The 26,607-nt window shown below is 45.1% G+C and carries 25 protein-coding genes; 16 read left to right on the forward strand and 9 right to left on the reverse strand.

Annotated elements, in window-relative coordinates:
- Positions 1 to 37: 37 nt before the first annotated feature.
- Positions 38 to 1,102 carry a Ca2+-dependent phosphoinositide-specific phospholipase C gene (locus EP13_RS13375; RefSeq protein WP_052364408.1) on the forward strand — a complete coding sequence of 355 codons (1,065 nt, stop codon included), beginning with the start codon at positions 38 to 40 and terminating at the stop codon, positions 1,100 to 1,102.
- A 19-nt stretch (positions 1,103 to 1,121) separates the two neighbouring features.
- Positions 1,122 to 3,866 carry a TonB-dependent receptor gene (locus EP13_RS13380; RefSeq protein WP_044057722.1) on the forward strand — a complete coding sequence of 915 codons (2,745 nt, stop codon included), beginning with the start codon at positions 1,122 to 1,124 and terminating at the stop codon, positions 3,864 to 3,866.
- Between the two features lie 41 nt (positions 3,867 to 3,907).
- On the opposite strand, the gene EP13_RS13385 is transcribed toward EP13_RS13380, so the two are convergent.
- Genes EP13_RS13385 through EP13_RS13395 form a run of 3 tightly spaced genes read right to left on the reverse strand, consistent with a single transcriptional unit; the run spans position 3,908 to position 8,435 of the window.
- Positions 3,908 to 6,823 (reverse strand): TonB-dependent receptor, encoded by a 2,916-nt coding sequence (locus tag EP13_RS13385; RefSeq protein ID WP_044057723.1) that lies wholly within the window; start codon positions 6,821 to 6,823, stop codon positions 3,908 to 3,910.
- Between the two features lie 8 nt (positions 6,824 to 6,831).
- Positions 6,832 to 7,875: a FecR family protein gene (locus tag EP13_RS18925; protein WP_052364409.1), complete on the reverse strand. Its 1,044-nt coding sequence runs from the start codon at positions 7,873 to 7,875 to the stop codon at positions 6,832 to 6,834.
- Between the two features lie 32 nt (positions 7,876 to 7,907).
- On the reverse strand, positions 7,908 to 8,435 hold the full coding sequence (locus EP13_RS13395; RefSeq protein ID WP_044058993.1) for an RNA polymerase sigma factor: 528 nt from the start codon (positions 8,433 to 8,435) through the stop codon (positions 7,908 to 7,910).
- Between the two features lie 289 nt (positions 8,436 to 8,724).
- On the opposite strand from EP13_RS13395, the gene EP13_RS13400 reads away from it, so the two are divergent.
- Positions 8,725 to 9,681 (forward strand): YihY/virulence factor BrkB family protein, encoded by a 957-nt coding sequence (locus tag EP13_RS13400; protein WP_044057724.1) that lies wholly within the window; start codon positions 8,725 to 8,727, stop codon positions 9,679 to 9,681.
- A gap of 4 nt (positions 9,682 to 9,685) precedes the next feature.
- On the opposite strand, the gene EP13_RS13405 is transcribed toward EP13_RS13400, so the two are convergent.
- The gene (locus tag EP13_RS13405; RefSeq protein WP_044057725.1) at positions 9,686 to 10,315 is read right to left on the reverse strand and encodes a response regulator; all 630 of its coding nucleotides are present in this window, start codon (positions 10,313 to 10,315) and stop codon (positions 9,686 to 9,688) included.
- Positions 10,308 to 11,441 (reverse strand): sensor histidine kinase, encoded by a 1,134-nt coding sequence (locus EP13_RS13410; RefSeq protein WP_044057726.1) that lies wholly within the window; start codon positions 11,439 to 11,441, stop codon positions 10,308 to 10,310. The genes EP13_RS13405 and EP13_RS13410 overlap by 8 nt, the downstream gene beginning before the upstream one ends.
- A gap of 154 nt (positions 11,442 to 11,595) precedes the next feature.
- Between EP13_RS13410 and EP13_RS13415 the strand changes: the two genes are divergently transcribed.
- From EP13_RS13415 to EP13_RS13430, 4 genes are all read left to right on the forward strand, one after another.
- Positions 11,596 to 12,009: a DUF2141 domain-containing protein gene (locus EP13_RS13415; RefSeq protein WP_052364411.1), complete on the forward strand. Its 414-nt coding sequence runs from the start codon at positions 11,596 to 11,598 to the stop codon at positions 12,007 to 12,009.
- 5 nt (positions 12,010 to 12,014) lie between these two features.
- Positions 12,015 to 13,508, forward strand: a complete 1,494-nt coding sequence (locus EP13_RS13420; protein WP_044057727.1) for a carotenoid oxygenase family protein — start codon at positions 12,015 to 12,017, stop codon at positions 13,506 to 13,508.
- 112 nt (positions 13,509 to 13,620) lie between these two features.
- The gene (locus tag EP13_RS13425) at positions 13,621 to 15,747 is read left to right on the forward strand and encodes a TonB-dependent siderophore receptor (RefSeq protein ID WP_044057728.1); all 2,127 of its coding nucleotides are present in this window, start codon (positions 13,621 to 13,623) and stop codon (positions 15,745 to 15,747) included.
- 6 nt (positions 15,748 to 15,753) lie between these two features.
- Positions 15,754 to 16,950: a PepSY-associated TM helix domain-containing protein gene (locus EP13_RS13430; RefSeq protein WP_052364412.1), complete on the forward strand. Its 1,197-nt coding sequence runs from the start codon at positions 15,754 to 15,756 to the stop codon at positions 16,948 to 16,950.
- A gap of 1 nt (position 16,951) precedes the next feature.
- On the opposite strand, the gene EP13_RS13435 is transcribed toward EP13_RS13430, so the two are convergent.
- Entirely contained in the window at positions 16,952 to 17,659 is a 708-nt protein-coding gene (locus EP13_RS13435; protein WP_052364413.1) for a sulfotransferase family 2 domain-containing protein, read from the reverse strand.
- Positions 17,660 to 17,885: 226 nt separating this feature from the next.
- Between EP13_RS13435 and EP13_RS13440 the strand changes: the two genes are divergently transcribed.
- The 3 genes from EP13_RS13440 to EP13_RS13450 all read left to right on the forward strand — a co-directional run bounded on the left by EP13_RS13440 (position 17,886) and on the right by EP13_RS13450 (position 20,005).
- Entirely contained in the window at positions 17,886 to 18,242 is a 357-nt protein-coding gene (locus tag EP13_RS13440) for a HopJ type III effector protein (protein ID WP_197035931.1), read from the forward strand.
- Positions 18,243 to 18,429: 187 nt separating this feature from the next.
- Positions 18,430 to 18,822 (forward strand): BlaI/MecI/CopY family transcriptional regulator, encoded by a 393-nt coding sequence (locus EP13_RS13445; protein WP_044057730.1) that lies wholly within the window; start codon positions 18,430 to 18,432, stop codon positions 18,820 to 18,822.
- Positions 18,815 to 20,005, forward strand: a complete 1,191-nt coding sequence (locus EP13_RS13450; protein ID WP_044057731.1) for a M56 family metallopeptidase — start codon at positions 18,815 to 18,817, stop codon at positions 20,003 to 20,005. The genes EP13_RS13445 and EP13_RS13450 overlap by 8 nt, the downstream gene beginning before the upstream one ends.
- Positions 20,006 to 20,096: 91 nt before the next feature.
- On the opposite strand, the gene EP13_RS13455 is transcribed toward EP13_RS13450, so the two are convergent.
- Complete coding sequence (locus EP13_RS13455; RefSeq protein WP_044057732.1) at positions 20,097 to 20,738, reverse strand: peroxiredoxin-like family protein; 642 nt, start codon at positions 20,736 to 20,738, stop codon at positions 20,097 to 20,099.
- 210 nt (positions 20,739 to 20,948) lie between these two features.
- Between EP13_RS13455 and EP13_RS13460 the strand changes: the two genes are divergently transcribed.
- A complete protein-coding gene (locus tag EP13_RS13460) occupies positions 20,949 to 21,419 on the forward strand; it encodes a hypothetical protein (protein WP_044057733.1) in 471 nt (156 codons plus the stop codon).
- 76 nt (positions 21,420 to 21,495) lie between these two features.
- On the opposite strand, the gene EP13_RS13465 is transcribed toward EP13_RS13460, so the two are convergent.
- Positions 21,496 to 21,942, reverse strand: coding sequence for a MarR family winged helix-turn-helix transcriptional regulator (locus EP13_RS13465; RefSeq protein ID WP_044057734.1), 447 nt, complete (start codon positions 21,940 to 21,942; stop codon positions 21,496 to 21,498).
- A 304-nt stretch (positions 21,943 to 22,246) separates the two neighbouring features.
- On the opposite strand from EP13_RS13465, the gene EP13_RS13470 reads away from it, so the two are divergent.
- The 4 genes from EP13_RS13470 to EP13_RS13485 all read left to right on the forward strand — a co-directional run bounded on the left by EP13_RS13470 (position 22,247) and on the right by EP13_RS13485 (position 25,234).
- The gene (locus tag EP13_RS13470; RefSeq protein ID WP_044057735.1) at positions 22,247 to 23,029 is read left to right on the forward strand and encodes a DUF1194 domain-containing protein; all 783 of its coding nucleotides are present in this window, start codon (positions 22,247 to 22,249) and stop codon (positions 23,027 to 23,029) included.
- 240 nt (positions 23,030 to 23,269) lie between these two features.
- A complete protein-coding gene (locus EP13_RS13475; protein WP_044057736.1) occupies positions 23,270 to 23,818 on the forward strand; it encodes a YaeQ family protein in 549 nt (182 codons plus the stop codon).
- Positions 23,818 to 24,126: a hypothetical protein gene (locus EP13_RS13480; RefSeq protein ID WP_044057737.1), complete on the forward strand. Its 309-nt coding sequence runs from the start codon at positions 23,818 to 23,820 to the stop codon at positions 24,124 to 24,126. Before EP13_RS13475 ends, EP13_RS13480 begins: the two co-directional genes overlap by 1 nt.
- A 118-nt stretch (positions 24,127 to 24,244) precedes the next feature.
- Complete coding sequence (locus EP13_RS13485) at positions 24,245 to 25,234, forward strand: Gfo/Idh/MocA family protein (RefSeq protein ID WP_044058997.1); 990 nt, start codon at positions 24,245 to 24,247, stop codon at positions 25,232 to 25,234.
- A 101-nt stretch (positions 25,235 to 25,335) separates the two neighbouring features.
- On the opposite strand, the gene EP13_RS13490 is transcribed toward EP13_RS13485, so the two are convergent.
- Positions 25,336 to 25,782: a retropepsin-like aspartic protease gene (locus EP13_RS13490; protein WP_044057738.1), complete on the reverse strand. Its 447-nt coding sequence runs from the start codon at positions 25,780 to 25,782 to the stop codon at positions 25,336 to 25,338.
- 313 nt (positions 25,783 to 26,095) lie between these two features.
- Between EP13_RS13490 and EP13_RS13495 the strand changes: the two genes are divergently transcribed.
- Positions 26,096 to 26,455, forward strand: coding sequence for a hypothetical protein (locus tag EP13_RS13495; RefSeq protein ID WP_044057739.1), 360 nt, complete (start codon positions 26,096 to 26,098; stop codon positions 26,453 to 26,455).
- Positions 26,456 to 26,607: the final 152 nt, after the last annotated feature.

Raw genomic sequence — 26,607 nt, forward strand, 5'->3', positions numbered from 1 at the left:
CACTCTACCTTCAAAAATACTGCTTATAAGTGAGTTTATGCGTTTCGTGTCTTTTGTATTCGGGTGCTGTCTTATCTTAAGTGCTAAGGCGGCTTCTCTTAATGAATATCAGGTTATTGGATCCCACAATAGCTACAAAAAACCATTACCTGTTTCGCTTTTGGCGTTTTTAGATAAACGTGCCCCTGGTATGTGGACAAAGCTCAACTACAGCCACCCATCGCTTACCGAGCAACTTGATATGGGGTTGCGACAGCTTGAAATCGATGTGGTAAACGACCCCCAAGGCGGGCAATACCACGCTCCTGAAACAGAGTTACTGTTAAACGACACCTGGTTCAATGATCAGCAGCGAGAACACCTGGCACAACCCGGTTTTAAGGTTATGCATATCCCTCATTTGGATATGCAAACTCACTGCGTTCTCTTTAGCACCTGTTTGACGCGTCTTGTGACTTGGTCCAATGCGCACCCTAATCATTTCCCCATCACCATTTTAGTGAACGCGAAAGAAACCCAGCCTGACTTTATCTCTCGACCTTCACCAGCGCCCTTTTCAGCACAAGCCTATAAGCGCCTAGATGACGAAATAGCGCAGTTACTTAAACATAAACTGGTTACGCCCGACGAGATTCGCGGTGAATTTAACTCCCTCAAGCGGGCAGTGCTAACGCAAGGTTGGCCACAACTAGACAGCCTGCGCGGTAAGTTTTTATTTATCTTCGACGCCAACACCCACCAGCGCGCGCAATACGTGAAACACGCCCCCTCACTGAAAGGACGCAGCATGTTTATCTCGGTGCCTGAGGAGTGGGACGAAGCGGCTATTTTTATCCGCAACAACCCCCGCAACCAACTAGACGATATTCGGGCTTTGGTGGCGCAAGGTTTTTTAGTGCGCACCCGTGCAGATGCCAACCTAAGTGCCACCACTGACGACATGGCATTACAAAAGCAAGCGGCATTCGCCAGTGGTGCACAGTTTATTTCTACCGATTTTTACGCAGGCGCTTTGCTGTCAAGGCAAAGGGGTCATGTGGTCTCTTTTGAGTCACCCCCCTTCGTACGAAGTCATCCTTTTTTAAACAATAACGTCAATTAACACGCAATAAGGAACACACATGCAACACACATTCAAAAAAGCCCTGATCGCCGTTGCGGTCACCTCGTCATTCGCCTCGCTGCCACAGGTGTCTTTAGCACAAGAAGCTGATGACGACATGATTGAGCAAATTGTGGTCAGTGGCTTTAGAAGCTCTTTGATTAAAGCGAAAGATTTGAAAAAAGATGCGTTAGGATCTCAAGACTCCATTCTTGCAGAAGATATCGCTGACTTTCCTAGTCTCAACCTAGCCGAATCTATTCAGCGTATTCCTGGTGTCACCATTACTCGAGAAGCCGGTGAAGGTAGACAAATTTCACTACGAGGCCTAAACGCAGATTTTACCCAGGTACAACTTAACGGAATGGAAGCCTTAGGTACGTCGTCTTCAGCCATGGACAGTCGTGGCACCACTAACCGCTCTCGTTCTTTTGATTTTAATATATTTGCTTCTGAACTCTTTAATCAAATTGATGTTAAAAAGAGTTATTCCGCCGAAATGGATGAAGGCGGTATTGGTGGCACTGTGAAACTTTATACCGCAAAACCCTTCGACTACGATGGCATGAAAGCGGTGGTGAGCGCGCAAGCGGGTGACAACTCACTCACAGAAGACACCAGCCCTCGATTAGCCGCATTGGTATCAAATACGTGGGGCGACTTCGGCGCACTTTTCTCATTAGCTTATAGTAAACGAGACACCGCTGAGCAAGGCTATAACACCTATCGCTGGCGCCCAAGAGATGCGCAAGGCTCTGACATATCAGCCCTTTCAGCTGCCGACCAAGATGCTGTTAACAGTGGGGAATTACGATTCTCTCGCGGCAGCCGCTATTCCCAATTTAACAGCGAACAAACCCGTGTTGGGGCTACCGTGGCGTTGCAATATCGCCCAAGCGCCAATCTTTCGTTTGGCCTAGACGCCCTTTACGGCACGTTAGATAGTGATCGAGGTGAGTTTCACCTCCAAAGCCGAGGCTCAAGCTCTACAGCTTTAGGGTGTACGGGCGCCGATTACGAGGGTGCGCGTTATTACTGCTCTAGCCTAACCGACATTGAGTTTAACGCTAACAACGAAGTGATTTACTCGGCGTGGGAAAACACCGCGCTGCACTCGGAAAGCCGCGATCAAAGCGCCACTACCGATATCTCTCAGATGGTATTTAACGCCGATTGGACAGTCACAGAGGCGCTTTCTGTCTCTGGCCTACTCGGTTATATGAAGAGTGAGTACGAAAGTAATAGTGCCAAAGTGTATTTAGAGTCATTTGCTGACATGACAATAGACTACCGCGAAGACCGTTTTTACGGCACTAACAGCTACGTAAACGGCTTTGATCCTACCGATATTGACGAATACCGCTTCCACGAAATTGATTTAGCCGAAGACAAGGTGGATAACAGTTTCGCTATCGCGAAGCTCGATAGCGACTACTTACTTTCTGACACCAGCACCTTAAAGTTTGGGGTGTCTATTAAAGACTTCGAGCATAGTAATAACTCTGAACAGATTGGCAATGCGTTACGAAGCGAATGGCAAAGTGGCGAAATAAGCGACGTCATTAACCCTGAGTTAGTTTACGTTAATAATGTGCATGAAAAACAAAGCTGGTTAAGCACAGACGTCACCGGTGTTTTAACTACCTTTAATGTAGACAGAAACCTTTCGTACTCTGACCAACCCGACGAAGTCACAGAACAAACTACAGCCCTGTACATCACCTACGAAAAAGACTTCTTACTTGAAAACTCGGAAGTACGAACCAGTTTTGGTTTGCGCTATTTTGATACCGACATTGAGTCTAGCGGCTTAGTGAACGGCACTGAATATGTCACCGTAGAACGCCAGTACGACGACATACTGCCTACCTTCAACCTAGCCTGGTATGCAACAGAAAAACTGGTGTTGCGAGCTAGCGCGGGTAAAAACGTTACGCGCCCTACATTAGGCAGCCTGTCAGTGTCTGGTACTGTGAATACCGACCCGTTATTTGGTTCTAGCGGCTTAAACATTAATGCGGGTAATCCCGGCTTGCAACCGTTTGAAACCCTCAATATGGAAGTCAGTGCAGAGTATTATTTTGACGAAGTGGGATACGCGTCTGTAACCTATTTCCAAAAAGACATTGATAACTTTATTGCCACCACCATCGTGCCGGTTGCTTATGGTGATACCGGTTATCCTCTCGACCTTATCGAAGGTATGGTCGATGAAGATGGCAATCCACAAACCGCCAATACCCTGTATACGTTCTCCCAACCGCAAAATCTTGATGACAGCGACTTTTCTGGCTGGGAGCTCGCATTTCAGCGTGATTTCGATTTCTTACCTGCCCCGTTTAACAATATGGGCGCCATCGTAAACTACACCTACGCTGAAGGTGAATCCCTTCACAATGTGCTGGTTGATGGTGAAAGTACTGAAGTTTATCGCCCGTTTTATGGGCTGTCAGAAAACACGTACAACGCAACCCTATACTATGAAACAAGTCATTGGGGTATGCGTGTATCCTTGGCACACCGTGATGATTACCTTACTCAGGTAGAAACCTCTAGTTCTGATCAAGATGAAGCCGGTTTTCATGGCACAACGTATTGGGACTTTTCAGCCTTTTATGATGTCAGTGAGAAAATCAAACTCTCCTTTGAAGGGATTAACTTAAGTGATGAGCGTGAAGAACAGTACAGTGACTCTGACGACCGTTTATATAACACCACGGTAAGCGGCAGAACCTTCTACCTTGGGGTAACTTACGAGTTCTAAGGGATGAGTGAATCAGTGACCAACTACCCTTAGGTAGTTGGTCATAATCGATAAGACAATGAAAGCGTATAGTTTCTGCCACTTACCGTGGTGTTGTAGGGCCGATGATTTGAATTGGAATATTGAATTTCGCGCTCGTTGGTTAAGTTGGTCGCTTCTATACGCCATTCCCAGTGATCGTCCATTTGATAAGCGAAAACCGCGTCTAGATACAAACTTGGTTCAAAGCCCGTTTCGTCTTCATCAGTTAATGTGTTGCTATCTACCCGGGCAATATAACTATCACGATAGGTGGCAGACACCCTTAGACTCAATGCGTATCCTTCTAGATATCCCGTTACATTGGCAAGCCAAGGCGATAGATACGGTAGGGCTTTTCGCTCTAATGCTTCACCCGTGTTTTCGTTGTAGTAGCGCACGTCTCCTTGGGTGTAGCTGGCATTAATCACTAGGCCTAAATGATAAGGTGAAGCTAGCGGCAACATCTCTGCCACCGGCATTTCCCATTGCAAGGTGCCTTCAATACCGTAAATAAATGCCTCTTCTGCATTTTGCGGTGTCACTTTACCCCTAATCGTGTCAGGGTCAATATCAGCAATAATAAACTGCTCATACGCCGATAACGAATCTATATTTAACGCTGCGCGCTGACTCACCACAATATCATCGATTAATTTGGCAAACACATTGGTAGACACTCTATTGACACCCGCAAGGTATCGCTCAACACTTAAATCGATGTTGTAAGCCGTAAAGGGCGATAAATTCTCATTAGGTGAATACAGCATTTGCGTGAGAGGGTTATAAACCACCTGCGACGTTAAGGTATCTAACTGTGGATAACCTACTGACTGACTGACGCTTAACCTATACACACTTTCATGAAGACGCAAATTAGCAGCTACATGAGGCAGCCAAATAAAGTTATTCATCGTGTAGCTACGTTTGATGTCATCTTGAACCACCTGTACGTGAGTTTCATCAAGCTCACTTCGAATGCCGGCTAGGAAAGTCCAACGGTTTGACTGCCACTGATGTTGAACAAACGCCGACGTGCGTATTTCCTTCACGGTGTTGTCTTCTTGGCGGTCAATTTCAAAAGAGGAAGCGAGTGCTTGCGCTGATGTAGAAACATCAAACGCCTCAAATGCAGCGCGCGGGCGCAATGCGAGCCAAGACACTTTAGGGTGCGCTGAAAACCCATAGCTTGCGTTTAACGGTACCTCCACAGCAGTCGTTTTCCATTCTTCCTTCAGCATATCCTGAATGTCTAGGTAGTTGGTTTTACTTTCAAAGTGGACTCTGTCCATTCCCATCTGCCACACACTATGGCTGCTTGGTTGATATTCAAGCGTATACTTCCCATACACAAAATGAGAGCTTGACCCATACTGCTCAGCATCAAGCTCATTCATTTGCCAAAAACCTCCCTGAGTGAGGTCGTCGGCATAGCGAATATCAGCAAAATAGTAATCTTGAGTGTAATCTAATGTGACATCACTTTCGCCGCGCATGTAGGCGCGTATGCTGGTTGGCATGTCATAACTGGCCTGCTGAACACCAAAAACTCCCAGGCCACGCCATGTATTGGATAAGGCGTTTTCGGAATTAACCACCCATTGCTCAAACCGAGTAGCAACCTGCTGATATCGATTTTCGGTACCTACCCTCGCGTTTTCGAATTTGCCAAACACGACTTCGTTTTGCTCATTTACCTCTAGCGCTGTCACAAGGGTTTTATCTTCAATGATAGGGGTAGAATTAAACCCTCTCGGATAGAGATGATTTTCTTGCCGTGTGCTGGCTAATTTTCCATATATCCAATCGAGGGTAATGTGGCTTTGGGTATCTTTGTATTCCAGTGCTGCCCCCGCCCCCAACCTGCGCATATCACTGCGCCAAACTGAATAGCGGTTTCCTCGGGGGATCCAAAGTGTCTGCGCTTCCCAGGCTGCGGCTATGTCATCGTCTAGCAATGAAATATCCGCACCATCAGGGGGGATTTGTCGCCACCTAAAGGTATTCGCGCCCTGCTCTTGAGAGTTTCTAGCGCCGTAGGAAATGGAAAATAGTCCGCCCCAGTTTCCTTTCGTGGCAGACACCACCGCAGAAGAGCGCGATGACACCCCATTGGCGTACTGATTTGCTCCCACCTGTTGAGTGAAGGTGGCATGAACACCGGGCGTTGCAAACGGTCGCGCCGTACTCAACGCGGCCACCCCAGCCATTCCACCACTTGGAAGTGTGGGAGAATAGCTTTTTAATACTTGTATTTGATTGAATAAATCAGAGGTAAACAGGTTTAAATCGAAAGAACGATCTCTATCTCGTTGGGTTCGACTATCCATGGGGGAGTCATTATTAGCAAGTACGGGCATGCCGTTTAACGTAACAAGGGTAAAGTCTGGATTAAGCCCTCGCAGAATAATTTGTCGGCCCTCGCCAGCTTCACGGGTAATAGACATGCCCGAGATACGCTGCAAAGACTCTGCTAAATTCCTGTCAGGATAAGCAGCAATGTCTTGTGCGGCAATCACATCGGAAATTGCCTTGCTTTCTCGTTTGCCTTTTCGAGATAGGTTTAAGGACCCCCGAATACCCTTCACCCTAACCTCTTCTATCGCCGTTGCTTCAACAGCAGGTTTCGCCTTAATGACAATGCCCTGATCGTTGATAATATAGGTAAGCGGGGTGGCCTTTAAAAGGTAAGCTAAGGCTTCATGCAGCCCGTAATTACCGTTAAGTGAAACCGTATCAGAATGGCTGAGTAACTTGGGGTTGGCGACATAGGCGTAGGCAAAACGTTCGGCAACATGCTGTAAGGCTTTGTCTAAGGTTACCTCCTGAATATGAAGGTACTGCGGCACATTATCGTGATTAACGTTGGCAATGGCTTCGCTATTTGCCAATGAAAGGGCAAATAAACCCGCTCGCCACCCTAAATGCTTAAGTGCCATGTATGCACCTAATCAGTGAGAGTAAGCGTATAGCTAGTTTGGCGTTCTTGTAATTGCAATTCGTCTATGGAAGCCAGTAGCTTAAGTGCACGTTTCGGATTGTTCAGTGGAAAGCGACCTGATACCGCATAGTGTTCATCACCGGTATACGAAATGGGCTTTTTCAGGTATCGATTTAATGTTGCCACAATATCTTTAATCGGCTTACCTTCAGCTTCAAGCCATCCAGTGCGCCACGTGGGCAGTTGTCGGTTATTGACGTGGGTCTCTTGTATGACGCGCCCATTTTCAAGAACCACCCCATCCCCTTTGTACAAAGTTAATCGTTTATCTGCAGCCACGTTAACAGTACCGTCGTAAACCTGAATATCGGTTTTACTGCCTAAGCGCTCTACGTCAAATGCGGTGCCAACTACTGTAATAACCACATCCCCGGCCTCGACTTCAAATGGACGATGAGGGGCATGGGCAACATCAAAGTAAGCTTGGCCTTGTTGTAACCTTACCGCCCTTTTGTCTGCCGTGTGTGACACTACCAATGCAGTGTCTGCGCCTAAATAAACAATGGAGCCATCGTTGAGTACCGTAGAGCGTAGTTCACCTATTTGCGTGGTGACGTCTTCCTGTTGCCATTGATTAACGGGTACCTGATTAACTAGGCCATCGCCCGGTGATAATGATTCAGATGGCTGCCATACATTTGTGGTAATAAAGATTGCGGCCACCAGCAAGGACGCCGCACTGGCATAAAGCCAACTAGATAGGTGAGGAAAGCGACTTACATTAGCCTTGCATTGTAATGACGTGGGCGTTTGCGCTAAACGGCTGGCCGCTCGGTGCTCCGCGAGAAGCGCTTGCCCTTTGGCAACAATTTCAGGTTGCCCCATGATGCGAGATACCCGCTCAAACGCCCTTTTGTTTTGCTCAATTTCCAGCCATTCGGTGAACGCGCGGTGTTCCGCTTCACAAAGAGAGTCAAAGCGGTCAACCCAATCAGCGGCCTCTTCTAAAACAGATGCATTGGGGGAGGATTGATTAGTATAAGCGTTCATTAATGGCGTACGTCTCTTCGGCTACTTGGGTGTTAGTGGTCTTTCGACCAGCCCGCTTCTTCAAGCTTTACGGTGAGTTCTACCATAGCACGAGTAAGGTGTTTTTTTACCGCCTCTAGGCTTATATCAAGCTTCTCTGCAATTTCGTCCCGCGATAACCCGTCTATTCTCCGTAGTAAAAATACCTGTCTACGCAGCGGCGCCATCGCAGACAAAATGCGCTCTACTTCGTCTAATTTTTGCTGATTCAAATAAGCAACGTCAGGAGACTCATCCGCAGATTGCAGCTCAAGCGTTTGAATATCGTCGGCCTGAGGGATTGATTTACGCTGAAAATCATACAGCACCGACTTCGACACCGTAATCATGTAAGCAAGCGGTGAGTCCAGTTCAGATAAACATTTACTTTTACGGGTGCGTAACACCGTTTCTTGAAAAATGTCATCAACCTGAGCACTGTCAAAGGTTAAGCTTCGAATAAATGCCCGCAAGGATGTCCAAAGCACATTGGCCTCTGAACGTGATAGGCCGTGCCAATTTAAATCATCTGAAGGCTTCATTTTTATTATTGAATGCATTGGCGTAGAGTCTTTTCAGTGTACCTTTGCTATATGACAAATTCATTTCACTCAGAGGTTCCCCCCATCATCGGAATAAACATAGAGAGGGGCAACCGGTTTCATCTTTATTGACGCAAAAAGGCGTCAATGGGGGACAATAAACACTATGAAGGTTTTTTGACGCTTAAATGACATCCCGAACACCTTAGCTCACTTGTTCACATCAGTAGTAATCTTTCATACGCTAAACCTAGTATCTACATTAGATATTAGGAACAACCTTATTACCATGAAGCAAAAGCATATCAGTAAGGCGCAATCGGCCATGGAAATGTCGTTGCGCAGTTGGTGGTCAATCAGCAAACGTATTGTGACAAATGTGCAAAAGCACAATATCCCTCTTATATCAGCAGGCGTCGCATTTTATTGTTTGCTCGCTATCTTCCCATTATTGGGGGCAACCATTGCCCTATACGGACTAGTGGTGTCGGCTGATGAGTTACAAAAGCACATGGCACTGATAGTGGATGTGGTGCCTAGAGACAGCAGATACATCATTGAAGAACAGTTAACCAACCTGACGGAAAAAACAAATTCAGCGCTAGGCTGGAGCTTCTTACTCACATTATTATTGTCGTTGTGGAGCAGCAGCAAAGGCGCGAATGCCCTTATTAAAGCCTGCAATATCACCTATAACGAAACCAATGCGCGGGGCTTTTTTAAAGGGCTACTTGCCCGATTAACGGGAACCTTATGCGTCATAGCCACCGTTATTATTGCCCTTGCAACCATTACCATATTACCTGAATTAATCAGTTGGTTATCAAACAACACAGTAAGCACTAAACAAGCCGCATGGGTATCGTGGCCTACCATGTTGATATTTTTTAACTTAGGGTTATCGGCGTTGTATCGGTATGCCCCTCACCGTCGCTCAGCACAATGGCGATGGGTCACCCCAGGCTCTCTATTTGCCACAATATTATGGGTAATAGCCTCCTATGGGTTTTCAATTTACCTGAATGAATTTTCTTCCTACAATAAAACCTACGGCTCTGTTGGCGGTATCATCGTGCTGCTAATGTGGCTCTATTTAAGTGCCTATATCATACTGATTGGCGCTGAAGTCAATTCATCCATTGAATTACAAACTACCGCCGACAGTACAGTGGGGGAAGATAAGCCTATGGGGCATAGAAATGCCGTCGTTGCCGACAACACCCCAGCTGATTTACGCGATACTTAGCCACCTAAATCAGTTTTGCGCTTAGTGCTTTTAGTACGGCGCGGGTTCGGTCTCGGGTGTTTAGTTTTGATAAAATATTCGAAACATGGTTTTTCACTGTGCCCTCTGCTAAAAACACCGTTTCTGCAATTTCTTTGTTCGAATAGCCTCCTGCAATTAGCTTTAAAATGTCTAATTCGCGCCCACTTAATGGCTCGATATCGGGGTCGGCGAAGGTGCTTAGCTGGTCGTGACTCAGCTGATTTAAAAGAACGGGCTCGGCCAGCATTCCGCCGTTAAACACGATATTAATAGCACTCTCAAGCTTTTCGGCATCCACATCTTTTAGTAAGAAACCATTCGCCCCAGCGTGCATAGCTTGGGTAAAAAGGGCTGGATCATCAAACGTAGTTAAAATAATCACTTTTGTGTCGTTGCCTGCGTCTCGCAATTCACTGAGCGCTTCAATGCCACTTTTTAACGGCATTCGAATATCCATCAACACTACATCGATGGGCTGCGCCGCTATTTTTTGCAGTGCATCTTCACCGTTATCAGCTTGCCAACACACGTTTATATCCGCACATAACGTTAATAAGCTTGCTATACCTTGGCGCACCAAAATTTGATCATCGGCAATGGCGACATTAATCATAGTGTTGCTCCTTGTAGGGCAAGCTTACACTGACTTTCCATTGGTTCTCGTCCTTTTTAATTGTCACCTTCCCGCCCAATTCGGTGGCGCGCTCCTGCATGTTTTGCAACCCCGAACCTTGCCGAGGTTGAGTGCGCGCCTTATAAGGGTTAGTCACGTCAAGTAATATGGTATCGGGGAGCTTGGTGAGTGAAATAGCCAGGCGCTTCTCACTGCCGTAGCGCAATGCATTGCTCACCGCTTCTTGGCAAATTCGCAACAAGACCTCTGCATGGTGCACAGATAATAAAGGCGCAGCTAGCCGCTGATTAAAGGTAGCATTGACATGGGGTAAATGGGCAAACAAACTATCGATGGCGGCATTTAAATCTAATTGTGCCGATTGTTTGTTTTGCCTGACCACGGCACGGATATCATTAAGCAAATCTTTTGCAATCTGTTTTGTTTCATCTATCCCCCTTTGCTGAGGCTCAGGCACGGTTTTGCTTAAATATTCTAAATTAAGCAGTAGGCCGGTGAGTTGATGGCCACAAATATCATGTAAATCTCGACTTAATTTAAGGCGCTCGGCCTGCCGTGAGGTTTGCTCTAACAATGATCGCGTGGATACCAGTTCCGCATTCGCTTGCTCTAACGCCACCCTCGCATTGCTTTCACGTACTGCAATATGCGCCACCGACAGTGCAAAACACTGGAATGCCAAATTCAAGGTTATTGCAATTAGGGATGCGTTAACCCCCCGCTCCCACATTAAAAGAAAAGTCGCGAGGCACAGCCCATCAATCAGCACCAATACAGCGATAGATTGCCTCTGTGACAGAAAAAAAGGCAATTGACCTGCAAATACAACCAATAGAATTAATGCATCAGAGGTTCGAGAGGTCATGAAGACAAAAACAAACCCGATGAGTTGAAGCAAAATAAAACCGCTGGCCAACCATGTTCGTTGCTTAGCTTTAGTTAAAAAATTAATCGCCAAAAAGCCAGCGAGAAAAAAACCGAACCCCGCGAAATAAAACTCATTTGCCAATAAAAATGAAGCTCTTACTTGCGTAATCATGAGTACTGCAAACCAAGCGAGAACGCCAGCGATGAGTAACGTTATTTGCTTATCTTCCTTAGGCATAGTTTTTTTCTTTATTGAACGTAACGGCAGAATACAAGGCCCACTTTGCCTACTCAGGTGCCAAAAGTCATGTTTTTTGTCGCCATGACTTTTGGCACATGTCACGTTTATGTCTGCTGTATAAAGTTGCTATTAACTTAACAGGAGACAAAACATGAAAACTCACCTTACCGCACTCACCCTATTCACTATGATGACGCCTTTTTCAGAAGCAGCCGATGTGACAGTAAATTTTGCTGGAGTAAATACCCTCTCGGGTCAGCTTTACCTGGCGGTGTATGCATCGGAAGAAGACATGAAATCTCGCAAGGCCATTCAAAGTCAAATTATTACGGTCCACAACGCTGATCAAAAAGCGGTATTGGCTGATTTACCTAGCGGCCACTATGGTGTGATGGTGTTTCAAGATTTAGATGGCAACCGCGATTTAAACACGAACCTAATTGGCATTCCAACGGAACCCTACGGGTTTAGTACCAACCCTAGAGTGATGGGGCCTCCGTCCTTTTCCGACATTCAATTTGATGTCGCCACCACCCCCGTACACCTCACAATAAATATGGAATAACCAAGATGAACCGTCGAGACTTTGTTAAAGCACTTGGTGTTGCTGGTTGCAGTACCCTAGCCCCCTCTTTCAGCCTCCATGCGTTTGCTGAGCAGCGGCCTTCATTCAATGAAGCGTTCAACCAACAACTACAGCAACACCCTATATTGCGAGGCTGGGAAGGACTTACCCAAGATATTTCCCCTCGCCATTTCTCGTGGGAAGGTAAACTCCCCGAGGAACTTAGAGGAAAAAGCCTTTATAGGAATGGGCCTGCCCGCGTGGTGTTAGGTGGCGAACGCTACACACATTGGTTTGATGGCGACGGGTTCGTTCACCGCTATGCCTTCGACGCTAAAGGTGTTACCCATTCGGGAAAATTCGTTCGCACGCAAAAGTTTGTTGAAGAAACAAAAGCCAACCGCTTCTTATATAACGGGGCTGGATCTATCGTCCCGAATTCAAAATTGTCTAAAAACGCCGAAGCGGTAAACACAGCAAACATTGCACTGTTGCCGGTGAACAATGAACTATGGGCATTATGGGAGGCGGCGATGCCCTATAAGCTGAACCCGAATAGCCTAGTCACCGAGGGACAAGTATCGCTTGAATCGGCATTAGATGGCATGCCCTTTTCAGCTCACCCTCATGCCGATAGCACAGGTAACCTTTGGAATTTTGGCGACCTCTCGTTTTTTGGCCATGCAAAACTGATGATTTATCAGCTTACGCCCCAGGGAAAATTGTCGCGATACGCCATGGTAGATGCGCCCAAAAGCTATGTTCACGACTTCGCGGTCACCGACAATTATTTAGTGTTCTACTTCCCGCCCATCCAAAAAGGCAGAGGAGAGACATTAATTAGCAGCATGAATTGGCAGGGTCACCAGCAAGGCGAAATATTAGTGGTAGACAAAAACACCCTTACCCCGGTATTGCGAGTGCCTTTTGACGCTGGGTTCGTCTTCCATTTTGGCAATGCTTGGCAAGAAGGCAACACGCTTACCGTGAATGCCTGTTGGTATCACAACGCCGATATTATGCTTAATGACGTAAAAATGGTTAGTGACGGGACAATAGGTAAACACGATAGAAGCACAGCGGCGCAAATACGCATCAATTTAAGTAAAAAGACCGCGTACTTGGATAATAGCACTACGCCTATGGAATTTGTGCAATTCGATAACCGCTTTACCGGCAAGGCGACACAACTGCAATTTGGCGTTCACGCGTCTAAACATGTTACCCATGGCGAGTATAACAGTATCGCAAGTGTGAACACCCAAACAGGGCATATTGACAGTTATAGCTTTGGCAATAATGTTATTACCGAAGAACCCCTTTTTGTGCCTGTGAGCAGTAAGCCAAGTGAAGGCTACTTAGTCAATACAGGGTTAGATTTCGTGTCAGGCAATACTTACTGCTACGTATTCAATGCACAACATATTGCGGACGGCCCTGTTGCCCAAGTTAAGTTAGATAGCTACATGCCATTAGGTTTTCATGGTGCCATCATATGACAACGTAAAGACACTTTAATGTAGATGATTTTATTTGAATTTGATGTACAATCCCCAAAACACAAATGCAAATAGTTTTCATTTACAAAAATATTACGTTAGCAGGAGCTTCATGAAATATTCAACACTTGCCATAGCGGTAATCGGTGGTTTAGGCGCTTCGTTCTCAGCGGTAGCTGAAAAACAAACCGACGGAGAAAACGTCGAAAAAATTGAGGTTACAGGGCGCGCGCAGCAGTTCTACTTAGACAGTAATACTCGAGTAGGGACGAAAACTGATGCGGATATTATGGAAATTCCCCTGTCTGTTCAGGTGCTAACCCATCAGCTCATTGCAGACCAAGCCGCTCGTGATATCACAGATTTGTACCGCTCTATTGCAGGTGTTAGTGAGTTTAGTTACTCAGGGGTTACCTTTCGAGGTTTCAGAGACGACGCCAATGTGTTTTACGATGGCGTACGCGGCGACCCTTTCTCAGGATTTTCGGTCCCCCAATTATTTAATGTAGAGCGTGTTGAAGTACTGAAAGGCCCTGCGGCTGCCCTTTACGGTGGTGGCGAACCCGGCGGAATGATTAACTATGTGAGTCGTCAGCCGTCTTTCAATGAAGAAAAGAACATCACGGTTACGGGCGGAAACTTTTCGCTATTAGGTGCGTCTACTGAATTAACGGGTGCAGTAACAGACACCATGGCGTATCGTTTCGGCGCATTTTACGAAGCACAAGACAGTTTCCGCAACAATGCTGACTCAGAAAACATTGAATTTGCAGGTGGCGCATTATTTGCCCTTGGTGACAATACACAGCTGACCACCACCTATGATTATATTGTTCAAAACTTGGGTGGCAACCGCTTACGCGGGGTACCCGTGGATGACGATGGTAACTTCTTAGTTGACCCTAGCTACAACGCGAATGAAAAAGGCGATTACCAAGACTTAGAAGCCCTGGTTTTACAAGCCAATCTACAACACAACTTTAATGATAATTTTACCTTCAACGGCACATTGAGATATTTAGATAACGAACGCGATCAGGCATATCATGAGTCCCGTAGTTGGGTTGATGTGAACGGTGATGGGGTGGCCGACATTAATGATGAAACCATTCAGCGAGAATACCGCAAGCAATACCGCGCAAATGAAGAACTCAGTTTAACCCTCGATTTTGTGTACGACACCACCCTACTTGGCCTTGACCACCAGCTATTGTTTGGTGGAGATTGGCACAATGTAGAAACGCAATACGATTACTTGCGCGCCCGCTACGAAGCTGACGGTGTAGGTAATTTAAATATCTTTGATTTAAATTATGGTGAAACCGATCCTAGCACTTACAATCTTACCGATTTAGATCGTGACGGTTTAAAACGTGACAGAGCCAGTATTTACGTTCAAGATAAAATTGCATTTTCGCCTGAGTGGGCCCTAATGGTAGGGGCGCGATTCGATTACTTTGATGAACAAAGTATGGATACAGACACGGAATATAACGACAAGGATATTACGCCTCGAGCGGGATTAATTTATACCCCAACGCAAGAAACCACGGTTTACCTCAATTATTCTGAGAGCTTTAACCCTGTAGACTCCTCTGATTACGAAGACGCTGGGGTAACCCCGCTTGACCCAGAAACAGGCAACCAGGTGGAATTAGGCCTGAAACAGTCATGGTTAAATGGCAGCATTATGACCACTGTCGCCGTTTATCAAATTGAAAAAGAAAACCTTGTTATCAGTAACCCTGACTATATTGAAGGGGAAAATGACGATGTTGAGCCTGCATTAATTAATTTCGGTTTAGTCGAAAGCAGCGGGGCTGAATTCACTCTTGTGGGTGACGTGTCCGACAATATTAGTATTACTGCCAACTATGCCTACAACGACACCCTTGTAAAAGAAGGCAGTACCAGCAATACCTACGATGGAACCCGCTTCGCCAATGCGCCTCGTCATCAGGCAGGATTTTGGGCGCGGTATAACCTTGAATCTATCGACTCTTCTTTTGCCATGGGCGTAGACTATGTGAGTGAACAAATAAGCTTAGATGGGCAGCGAGTGAAACCCTATACCATTTTTGATGCTAGCTGGACCACGCAATGGAATGCCATGTTGTTAAGCATTAACGTGAAAAATCTGTTCGATAAAGAATACGCAGTGAGCGGTTTTAGTGAGCGCAATGGTCACTTCCCTGGAGAGCCACGAGAAGTTGTTGTGCAGGTAAGTTACGATTTCTAATTCCCCATGAGCAAACAACACTGGTACAAATGGCACAGCTGGGCGGGGTTTCCGCTAGCTGTGCTTTGTTGCTTCGTCATGCTATCTGGCACCCTCGCGGTGATGTCTCACGAACTCGATTGGTTAACTAACCCCGCCATTCGCACCCAGCCTCATCAAGCCGAACCGTTTAATTGGTCAGAATACTATCGCGAAGTACAAAGCGTCTCCCACGGCGATAAAATTTATCAGTTATCGGCACCTCTACATGAGGGATTCGCCGCCGAGGCCATCCTCTATGACGCAAAAAATCAGCGTTACCGCGTATACGTTGACCCCAATGACTACCAATATACCGGCAATGGGGCGTGGTTTAATTGGCAAACAACGTTAAGGCGAATACACCGCCATTTGATGATGCCATTAAACCTCGGCTTAACCATTGTCTCGGCATTAGCGTTTCCCTTACTGTTTAGCCTAGTCTCAGGCTTAATACTGCATCCACAATGGTGGCGAGGGCTTTGGCGCGCTCCCCGGCGCGCCAATAAACGGGTATTTTGGGGTGACATTCATCGCTTAACCGGCCTATGGACAAGTGGCTTATTGCTCATTATTAGTGTTACTGGAGTTTGGTATTTTGTGGAAAAATATGGCTTGGGTGCAAATTACCCGATAAATGGAAAGCCAAAAAGCGAGCTAGCCATGAAGACCCACGTTAGTGTTCAACCACAGGTGCTCGACACCGCGCTGGACACTGTTGCTCGTTTACGCCCCGCATTCCAAATAAAGTCGATTTACTTACCCATTAAAGCGGGGCAACCCATTAGGGTAGACGGCCAAGAAAACCAAATTCTAGTGCGAGATCGTGCAAACAACCTCATATTCGACCCCCTATCAGGGGCGCTACTTTCTCAACGTCATGCCGAGGATCTTTCAGCCCACGTAAGAATATCAGAAGCTGCCGACCCACTTCACTTTGGCACTTGGGGAGGTTACTGGAGTAAAACCCTCTACTTCATGTTTGGCTTACTCATGAGCAGTTTATCTATTACCGGCACTATTATTTATGCACACCGCACGTTTAAATGGCGAAAAGGGCAAACGCCACCACTGAGAAACGTCCTCTATCGTGGGGCAATGAACACGAAAGCTGGGGCGTTGATATCGTTGACGTTAATAACAATATGTTTAGTGCTTACCACCTTAGCCCTTTCTAACCGCTAGCTTAAAAGCCATAATTGTGCATGCTAATTTCCCGTGAAAATGCTTCTGCTACGTAACCTTTCTGCGCAGCAGTAAACACCTCTTGATAGGGCCTTCGATCAACGCGATAGTCGCCTTTCGCGCGGACCGTCAGCCCGTTATTAAAGGGGAGAGAAAGGGTTTTGCAGACCTGTGCGAATTGGTGATCTAGGTTCTCGTAGTTTAAAACTCTATCTACCATGATGTTACCCTTCTGATCGCAGTACTTAGGGTAATTCAAACACAAATTACCCCGTTTAAAATACTGATCTAACGTCATTTCAGGATAGCGACGACTTTTAACCATATAATAATGAGACAGGGTTTTATCCCACGGGTTTCTGTCGACACAAAACTTATAGTAACTATTCCAAATGTGCTTAGGCACACGATGACTTATCGTTAATGCAGATGCATGATTACGAAACTTTTTTCTTTTTACCCAATGCCACATAATCGTCGATTTCTCGCACAATGAAGATCTCGCCAGTTCAGGAAAGAGATTCCAATATCCTTTGTATCCGCGAGGCGTATGAGGTGAAACCGCAGGGTAAATAGGTGTCAGCACATCGTTTTCGTCGCAAAACTGCGATAAGAATACCTCTATGCTTGTGCCCGCCGTTTTTTTTGTTTTGATAAAGATAAATTTGTGCTTATGAGAAATAATCACTGTTTTCAGGTACTCTGTCATCAATAACCTTACGTACCCTAGTGACTGTTATTTAATGCGTAAGTTGATGGCTTTAGCGGTAATTTACAGTTGCTGTAGATATCCTGACGCTATTTAACGTTCACTGCCATTTTGCCCTTATCCACCCCATATTGGCTTGGTATGATTGCACTGTCATGCAGAAGAATAGTCGTTAGAAAGATTGGGGTTATTTTTTACTGTCTACTTTTTACTTATGGAGTTAACTGTGTCGTACACGCGTTTGGAAGAATTAGTCGCACACCTTTCTGAAGCCCCCAATACTATAGCGTTTGGTGATGTGATTTCCCTTATTGATAATACGTTTTTCTTTACCCCCACAGCATTTGAAAACGGTGTCATAAAGAACCAGGAAAACCAAAATAATGGTTCATGTAAGCTATTGGCATTAGGCCAATATCTTGACCTTTCAAATGAGCAAACTCTGGCGTTGTTTGGTAGCTTTTACCGAGACGATGTGCTCAACCACCCAGAAGGGGACGACCACGGAAACATTAGAAATTTCATGCAAACAGGGCATGCTGGTGTCACGTTCGAACAGTTCCCATTAGTATTAAAGGGTTAACCACCCACTTCATCATTTAATTATTTCGCCTTTCCATTTCTCCTTCGTTAAGTGCGTGTCCGCTCCAGCGAACACGCCTCAAACCGCCGCGTTCAATATTTAAACAAAAAGCTTGCACAAATGGATTACACATGTAATCTTAAATAAAGACTACACTTGTAATTCATTAAGATGCAGATTAAACACAATGACTCATTCAGTAGATAAACCCGATATTTCTAATGCCGAATTTGACGTGCTCGACGCCCTTTGGGAAGACAGCCCAGCCACATCGGCAGACGTGATTGCTAGGTTAAACAAACACAAAGATTGGCACGAAAAAACCGTAAAAACCTTACTGGGGCGGCTAGTAAAAAAAGGGGTGTTACGATTCGAAAAGCAGCAACGTCAGTACTTGTATTACCCTCTTATTGCGCGGGATGAGTATACAAAAAAAGAAGCAAACAGCTTCATTGGTCGCTTGTTCAAAGGGAAAGTAGCACCTTTAGTGGCAGGCTTTGCTAACCAAAATGCGTTATCTCAGCAAGATGTTGATGAACTTAAAGCACTTATCGAACAGTGGGAACAGAACAATGATTGATTGGATAATAGCGCAGCAAGGCGTACTGTCTATTGCCCTTGCCCTTCTCATCGCAAACGAGCGACTCGCCGCGGTGAAGCTTAACCCAATGTTCACCTATAGATTATGGGCGCTAGTGCCGCTTGTACTGATATTGAACAACTTACCTTCGGATGTGGTGGCTTTAGCCAGCAACACGATTAGCCGTTATGTGGTGGGGATGAACACAGAAGTCACCGTCCCACCTTCTACTGTGTATTTTTCTGTATGGGTATTGGGCGTTTGCAGCATCGTTTTGTACGTTGGCTTGCATCATTTCACTTTATGGCAATCCATAGATAAACAAGAGAAAGCATTCCCAAACACGCATTTTTCCCGTAAAGCGAATACCCCAATGCTATTTGGCTTTATAGCCCCCAAAATACTTTTGCCTTATTCATTCCACTCTACATTCACAGACTCACAGCAAGCCCTCGTTTTAGAACATGAAAATATGCATCTACGGCACCTAGATCACGTGTGGAATGCATTGGCATTGGTATTGGCCACCGTATTTTGGTTTAACCCCCTTGTGTGGATAGCGCTTAAGTCGTTTCGTTTAAACCAGGAATTGGCCTGCGACTTCAACGTGCTAAAACTAAAATCAGACAACGATAAACTCAATTATGCGAAAGCATTGGTTCAATGTGCAGAGCATAGTGCTACACCCTTAACGCTGTATCCTACTTTTGGAGAAAAAACGACAATGATTAAACGTATAAATGCAATTAAAACCCCTAGCAAGGGAAATAAAATGCTGGCCATGGCGATAACGTCCGTGGCAATACTAATGGCGGCGAATACGGCATTGGCCAACATGCCATCACAACCGGTAGAGTCAAACAAAGCGCAAATAAATAGTGCTGCTCCTATCAAACGTGTAGAACCTATTTACCCTAAAAAAGCCATTAAGGAGAACCTAGAAGGGTTTGTCGTGTTCAAATTCGACATTTCAGAGAAAGGAGCGGCCGACAAAATCGTGGTGGTAAAGTCCTCACCTAAAGGCGTGTTCGATAAAAATGCGTTAAAAGCGTTTAAGCAGTGGGAGTTCAAACCAGCCACAAAAGGGGGTAAGCCAATAAGACAAAAAGGGTTACTCGTTCAGCTTGATTTTAAGCTAGCCCCTGAGCCTATTACTACAAAAAACACCCTGCCTCCCATGTAGCGTCGAATACATCACAGGCATCAGAATACTAAAAGGAGCTTACGCTCCTTTTAGTGTTTTGTGATTGAGAGGCAGCACACCACTGTAACTGCTACATTTCCGCTTTTAGCACCTTCGCGACAGATAGCACTAATTCAGCAGAAGGGCGTACCTTGTAATCTGGATTAACATAGCTAAACAGCACTTGCCCTTTTGTATTGAGCATAAAAATAGCTGGGGCAGGCAAAACTTCACGGCCTGCTTCATCTTTTGCTAGTTTAATGCCGTAGGTTTGATATTTTTCAGACGTTGATTCATCCACATAAAACCCCACACCGAATTCACGAATGGTGGCTAGCTTTTCATCGGAAAGAAGCGTAACCAAAAACTCAGTTTCAAGCTTTTGTTCTTGAAGCCGTTCTGGTGTTTCGGGCGAAATAGCGAGAATTTGAAAGCCCAGGTTAACGAGTTCTTTTTCAATATCTTTTAACTGCGCCAGTTGGCGGCTGCAATAGGGACACCATCCCCCGCGATAAAAAAGCACAATAGTCGGCTTTTGTAAGGTTAAGGCTTGTAAGCTAACCGGCGTACCATCGGCCATTTTTAACGTCGTTTTAGGCGCAAACTGACCGTTCAGCAATGGAGTCACTGCGTTCGCAGATTCTGCAATCCCACCTCTTTCAAAAGCTAACGCCTGATTTGCACCCAATATAGCGCTAAGCACCACCACAGCTATAACAATAAAATTTCTCACATATGTCTCCCTATTTATTTTTTCGCGCGTATTGCGCTACCTACTACTAGACCGACAGGTAAAAAGAAAACTTTCAAGTCGCCAAGCTATGCTCGATAGAGCTAAAACTAAAGTTCATTGGTGAAAATACGCTAACGCACCTACGCTATAAAGAAGTGCTAAAGCAGACATGCTTTAGGTTGTCACCGTTTCTATGTAAGTGAGCTTCACATGCGAATAAAATCAATCATGGTTTTTATGCTAGCAGTGACGTTTGCCCACCACGATGCTGCAAAAGGAAATGCTCACCACCACTGGCAAACCTCACCACACCATCTATCAGCTTTAATTGGCACCACCTATACAAAAGAGTGCGGCAACGCCTTCACCCTTGGCCTTGATTACGAATACCGTTTAAACAACTTTTTAGGCGTAGGCGTAGTGGCCGAATATGCAGCTGATGACCTCGACGCCTACACCTATTTGCTCGTTGCAGACCTTCACGTAACCCACAACTTTATCATTCAAGTAGGCCCCGGCGTAGAATTTCACGGCAGCCACAAAATGGAAGTAGGAAGGCTAGGTATGCTGTATGAATTCGAGTGGGCTGGCTTTACGGTATCACCCCAACTGCATTACGATTACCACAGAAATCACAAAAGTGCAGTGGTGGCGGGCTTGGCGATAGGTATTTCATTTTAACGCCAAAGAGAAGAAATCAGAGGTAAATACCCTAAACCAAAAAAAATATTGGCGGAAAGCATCAGCCGAATGCCGCTTACCTGTTGTCTAAATTTTCTTTAAAGGTAAGCACCAATGTTTTGAATATTTCTTGATCCTCTACACTTACATTTTTTAGCATATCGGAAAACACGCGCTCTTCTATTTGAATAAACACGGCAAGGGCGCGCTCGCCACTTGTGGTAAGCGAAATAATTTGACTACGCTTATCGGTGTCACATTGCACTTTTCGTACTAAGTCGTTTTCCGACAACTCTTTGATTAAGCGATTTATTTGAGCTTTGTCTCTGCCTAAATATGCCGCCAATTTTTGCCCTGTACACCCTTCTAATTGATCAATAATTTTCAGCGTTTTGAGCTGCATAGGCGGCAACATTAACGATGTATTTTTGATTTCTAATAAAATCGCATTGCGTATTGTGTTAAGCAGGTTAAATAAGGCGTCGTTAAATTTCATTGGGGAAACCGTGGCATTAGTTGACATTGTCAACCCCTTTTCGCTTTTTTAATAGATGACGTGCGATACCGCTTTTCATAAACGCCAGATTTAGCGTTCGTTAATGGCGATTTCACACTTTATTTAGCCCCGAACTGTCCCAGGATACAATTCCATTTACGAACGTAAAAATATCGTAAAGCGCTGATAAATTTGTAGATTTACCAACCGAATTGTGCGCATTATATACACCGTGCTTTTTGATATATAAATACTCTACTGATTGTGCACGCCGGTGAACTGACTCGTTCACGTTAAAATTGTCCTTACAATAACTAAATGGAATTAGTTTATGAAAGCATTTAAATCTTGTTTAACTACTTGCCTCGTTTTTTTCTTTTTATCCCCTGTTTGTCGCGCTGACCTCATCGATTCTAAACTTGCCCTCGTCATTGATGTGTCAGCCAGTGTTAGTGATAGCGATTACCAATTTCAAATACAGGCTTTTGAAACCGCATTTAATCACCCCACAGTTTTAGCGAATATTGATGCCTTAAATGAAGGTATTTTGGTAGAGGTATTCTTTTTTTCATCAAGTGCGGTTAGCGCGGATATCGATATGCTTTTAACCTCTGCCGCAGATGCCGCCGTATTTAGTACAATGATAGGCGCGTTAACTCGCCCCTTCAGCGAAGGCACCTCTCCAGCTGATGGCATGATCTTGGCCAGTGATTGGTTGCTGGACAGTACCGTTTGGGAAAGCCCAAGTTTGTTGGCACTGGTAGTAGGCGATGGCTATGGGTCGTACCATAATGACGGTGCCGCACGTGATGCCGCTCAGGCGAACGGCGTCACCATTAATGGGCTGGCAGTGGATGACCCAGGGTACTTCATTGATGCTTGCTTACCCGGCGGCTACTATTTTGAAAATATTATTACTGCGGATGGCCAATGCTATCAAGCAAACAGCTACGCCGATTTTGAACAAGCCTTAACCCTTGCACTCATTGATGCCACAGAAACGCCCCGTTTAGTTGCGGCGCCACGCCCACTCGCGATTTTCGCATTTTCCTTTTTACTTTTCACATGCATACGCTCAGTCTTGTTTCGCTGCTTATCAGTAAAATACGCTTAGCGATGGGTAAAACGAAAACGTGGCGGCGCCATGCATTATTTCCTTTTCATTTTAAAATGATTAATAGCACATGGACGCCAATACATACTGGCGAGACAATAAATGTTTTTTTCGTTCACGTAGACCTAACGAATCCCCTGCTTTAAAAATAGCCATAAGCGCTTATTTGCGTGGGAATTTTGAGGGCGAAAGGCTGTATTAGCTGCTAAAATAGCCCGCAAAAAAGCAACCGAGAAGACCATGGCGCTTAAAGCAACTATTTTCAAAGCAGACATATCGATAACCGATATGGACCGCAATTACTATAACGATCATAACCTGACTATTGCTCGCCACCCGTCTGAAAACGATGAACGCATGATGCTGCGCATCATTGCCTTTATTGTTAACGCCCACGAGCACCTTCAGTTTACCAAAGGTTTGTCTGATGACGATGTACCAGATCTCTGGCAAAAAAACTTTAGTGACGAAATAGAGTTATGGATAGAATTAGGGCAACCTTCAGAGCAACGTATTAAAAAGGGCTGTAATCAAAGCCAGCATATGATGATTTATGCTTATGCCGACAACAGTTTTGAGGCATGGTGGAAAAAAGAGCAAAACAAATTGCACACAAGAAAAAACTTATCGGTATTCACCTTGCCTGAATCATTAGCCGGTACGCTCGCTAATGCGGTTCAGCGTTCTATGCAAATTCAGGTAACTATTCAAGATGGGCAAATGTGGTTGACTATTGAGGGTACTGAAGTGACTGAAAGCGTTGAAATCGCCATACAGAAGCACATGTAATGAAAAAGCTTTCTGCGGTTCAACGTAAACAACAAACCCTGATATTTGACATTGCCAATAGGTTAGAAGAGCAAGCCCGAGAAGAGATTCCAGGTATAGTTCAATGTTGGTTCGACGTACAATATCACCAGTTTCCAGGTTCGTTGCTGTTGCGTTTTCAGTTCGACAGTGAAGATGCCATGCGTTCAGCAGAGCCTGAATTGAAAGTGTGGCAAAAACGCCTGAGTGCAGCGCTGCTTAAAAAAGGCGTAGTGCTAAAAGACATGCGCAGACACTTAGTGTTTACTACTGAAGGGCCAGAGGGATAACCCCAATCGCCCTTTATTCAGAATAACACAAGTGCTGTTCTACTAGCCTTGCTTGTTAAGCATTACAACACTTGCGGTTGGTTGTGCCGCTAACACTGCAGAAGGGAGGGCGCGACAAGTGCAAAAAGACATCGTAAATTGGGGAATTATTTCAACTGCTCGCATAGCAAATACCTTTGCACAGGACGTAAGGCATTGCACTAATTCCAAGTTATACGCGGTAGCATCTAGAAATATTAAAGATGCTAAACATTTTGCCCACAACCACCAAATACCCCATGCGTATGGGAGTTATACGTCGATGCTAGAAGATCCCAACATTGACGCTGTCTACATTGCCACTCCCCATACCCTTCATTGCGAAAATGCAATACAAGCAATGGAGGCCGGCAAACATGTTTTATGTGAAAAACCTGCCACCACATCATTGCCTTTATTAGAGCACATGATTGCCGAAGCTCGCACTCAAGATCGCTTCTTTATGGAAGCCATGTGGACCTATTTTTTACCTGCCATTCTAAAATCTAAAGCATGGGTAGAATCGGGGGAAATTGGTGAACTATTGCATATAAAAGCCAGCTTTGGCTTCCCTGTTCACTATGAGCCAAAATCTAGGGAGTATGCAAAAGAGCTTGGGGGTGGATGCCTTTTAGACATGGGTATATACCCTATCGCCCTAGATGCGCTTTTCAATATTAGCGAGCCAACAACGGAGTTCGTTAGTCATCATTTAGCCCCCAATGGGGTGGAAGACGATGTAACTTGGATTTACCAACGGGGACAGGTTACATCAACGCTTCATACCAGTTTTAGAAGCCGGCTTAATAATGATGCCTGGCTCATTGGTAGTAAAGGCACCATTAGAATTCCTGATTTTTGGAGTGCAAAAGAATGCTTTCTTTACGACGGGAATTCGCTTGTTGAACACTTTGCTGACGCCCGTGAGGGTAGCGGCTTTGAATTTGAAATAAGTCACGCGAGTGACAAAATTCTTAAAGGTGAAAAAGAGTCTTCTATTGTAAGCCACATGATTTCGCGCCAACTCATAAAAAGGCTAAGTGATATTAGATTAAATATAGAAGCTAATAAAAGACAAACGAAAAATTAAGCGACGCTCCCTTGAAGCGTTAGTGGAAAACCTTCGAGCTTCCTCTAAGTAAGCGTGGGAATATCGGCAAAGTGACTAGTCTAATTTGGACTGCAAATAGATTACTCACAGCCTGCCAATATCACCGAATTTGCTGTTATTGTAAGCGGCGCTACACGCAGCAACGTGTTGATCCCCAAAATATTACTTCCCTTGGGGATCACCGCTACCTCCACAGGCCCTACCTCGCAATGATCACCAATGCGAATTGAACTGAGTTGGTACTGAGCCACCTTTAGTATTTTACCATTCGCCAGTCTGGCTGCAGAGGTTCTAATGGCAATACGTTTTTTTCTGTGGGTAAGCGCATCAAAGGTTTCTTGATTTAGGGTGAGCAAGCTTGACCCCGTATCGAGTAAGAATTTTGCTTTTACTCTCGATTCGAGGGTTGCCTCCAGATACAAGGTTCCCCCACCACTTTGCGCGAGGGGGATCTGTTGTTCAATGGCAAATGCGGCGTTAATGAAAACTAGCATCATGCTGATTAAGCTAAACCGAAGAATCTTCACTGCAGAGGCACCAAGCTATTAGAGTCTAAAAACACAGCAAATTGGACACCAAGGCGTTAATCCCTTGATTTCAATAGCGTCCCCACCTTTCCTCACTACGCAAAAGCACCAATAATGCGCAACAAAAATCAAAACGCACCAAATTCAGGCAAAAAAATAGAATCACCCCCTCTTTTTATCATCATTTGATAAGATAAAACCGAACATCCCAAAAAACTGATAGCTTATGACTATCATGAATCATCATTGTTTTAAAAATTATCATTAATACAATATGAAAAGGTACTAATTTGGTGCAAAAAGAGGATTCAGCATGAAATTACGCTATATTTTGGGCACACTACTGATAACTGCCACCCTGCCTCTAGCAGCGCAGGCTGAACAAGTTTCTCATCGAGAGATGGTTGATGTTCAACTGGTCGATTTTTCTGGTAAGCCACCTTTTAAACGTAGAACGGTAAGTGTTCCCGTGAGTGATGTTGCTCAACTGGAAACACTAGGCCAAGAAGCCATTGAATACGTTGAAGTTAAAGAAGTCGTGATGCGTGGCAAACCGCCGTACCGCAGAAAAGTCACTATGATGCCGGTATATGACGTCGCCCAGTTTGAAGTATTGGAAGCGCAAAATACTTCGCAAAAACGGGGGACGCGCCCTCCTTTCAAACGTTTTTAAGCCATCATTTATTACCAACATTGGCTGTTCACTATTGCATGAGTGAACGGCCTCTTAGTAAAAAAACGACCTCTTCCCCACCGCCTTAACTTCTGTTTACACTTTAACCAACATTTAAGCTAGACTGGAAACGTCGAATGTTGGCAATCCGG

This window comes from Alteromonas australica, from assembly GCF_000730385.1.
GTDB lineage: Bacteria > Pseudomonadota > Gammaproteobacteria > Enterobacterales > Alteromonadaceae > Alteromonas > Alteromonas australica.

What these genes read in the sequence shown, in the direction of transcription:
- EP13_RS13420 (WP_044057727.1), top strand. Translation starts at nt 12,015, where the DNA reads ATGAACCGTCGAGACTTTGTTAAAGCACTTGGTGTTGCTGGTTGCAGT.
- EP13_RS13480 (WP_044057737.1), top strand. Translation starts at nt 23,818, where the DNA reads ATGAAAAAGCTTTCTGCGGTTCAACGTAAACAACAAACCCTGATATTT.
- EP13_RS13470 (WP_044057735.1), top strand. Translation starts at nt 22,247, where the DNA reads ATGAAAGCATTTAAATCTTGTTTAACTACTTGCCTCGTTTTTTTCTTT.
- EP13_RS13445 (WP_044057730.1), top strand. Translation starts at nt 18,430, where the DNA reads ATGACTCATTCAGTAGATAAACCCGATATTTCTAATGCCGAATTTGAC.
- EP13_RS13475 (WP_044057736.1), top strand. Translation starts at nt 23,270, where the DNA reads ATGGCGCTTAAAGCAACTATTTTCAAAGCAGACATATCGATAACCGAT.
- EP13_RS13460 (WP_044057733.1), top strand. Translation starts at nt 20,949, where the DNA reads ATGCGAATAAAATCAATCATGGTTTTTATGCTAGCAGTGACGTTTGCC.
- EP13_RS13380 (WP_044057722.1), top strand. Translation starts at nt 1,122, where the DNA reads ATGCAACACACATTCAAAAAAGCCCTGATCGCCGTTGCGGTCACCTCG.
- EP13_RS13465 (WP_044057734.1), bottom strand. Translation starts at nt 21,942, where the DNA reads ATGTCAACTAATGCCACGGTTTCCCCAATGAAATTTAACGACGCCTTA.
- EP13_RS13430 (WP_052364412.1), top strand. Translation starts at nt 15,754, where the DNA reads ATGAGCAAACAACACTGGTACAAATGGCACAGCTGGGCGGGGTTTCCG.
- EP13_RS13400 (WP_044057724.1), top strand. Translation starts at nt 8,725, where the DNA reads ATGAAGCAAAAGCATATCAGTAAGGCGCAATCGGCCATGGAAATGTCG.
- EP13_RS13450 (WP_044057731.1), top strand. Translation starts at nt 18,815, where the DNA reads ATGATTGATTGGATAATAGCGCAGCAAGGCGTACTGTCTATTGCCCTT.
- EP13_RS13395 (WP_044058993.1), bottom strand. Translation starts at nt 8,435, where the DNA reads ATGAAGCCTTCAGATGATTTAAATTGGCACGGCCTATCACGTTCAGAG.
- EP13_RS13425 (WP_044057728.1), top strand. Translation starts at nt 13,621, where the DNA reads ATGAAATATTCAACACTTGCCATAGCGGTAATCGGTGGTTTAGGCGCT.
- EP13_RS13405 (WP_044057725.1), bottom strand. Translation starts at nt 10,315, where the DNA reads ATGATTAATGTCGCCATTGCCGATGATCAAATTTTGGTGCGCCAAGGT.
- EP13_RS13410 (WP_044057726.1), bottom strand. Translation starts at nt 11,441, where the DNA reads ATGCCTAAGGAAGATAAGCAAATAACGTTACTCATCGCTGGCGTTCTC.
- EP13_RS13415 (WP_052364411.1), top strand. Translation starts at nt 11,596, where the DNA reads ATGAAAACTCACCTTACCGCACTCACCCTATTCACTATGATGACGCCT.
- EP13_RS18925 (WP_052364409.1), bottom strand. Translation starts at nt 7,875, where the DNA reads ATGAACGCTTATACTAATCAATCCTCCCCCAATGCATCTGTTTTAGAA.
- EP13_RS13435 (WP_052364413.1), bottom strand. Translation starts at nt 17,659, where the DNA reads ATGACAGAGTACCTGAAAACAGTGATTATTTCTCATAAGCACAAATTT.
- EP13_RS13375 (WP_052364408.1), top strand. Translation starts at nt 38, where the DNA reads ATGCGTTTCGTGTCTTTTGTATTCGGGTGCTGTCTTATCTTAAGTGCT.
- EP13_RS13385 (WP_044057723.1), bottom strand. Translation starts at nt 6,823, where the DNA reads ATGGCACTTAAGCATTTAGGGTGGCGAGCGGGTTTATTTGCCCTTTCA.
- EP13_RS13495 (WP_044057739.1), top strand. Translation starts at nt 26,096, where the DNA reads ATGAAATTACGCTATATTTTGGGCACACTACTGATAACTGCCACCCTG.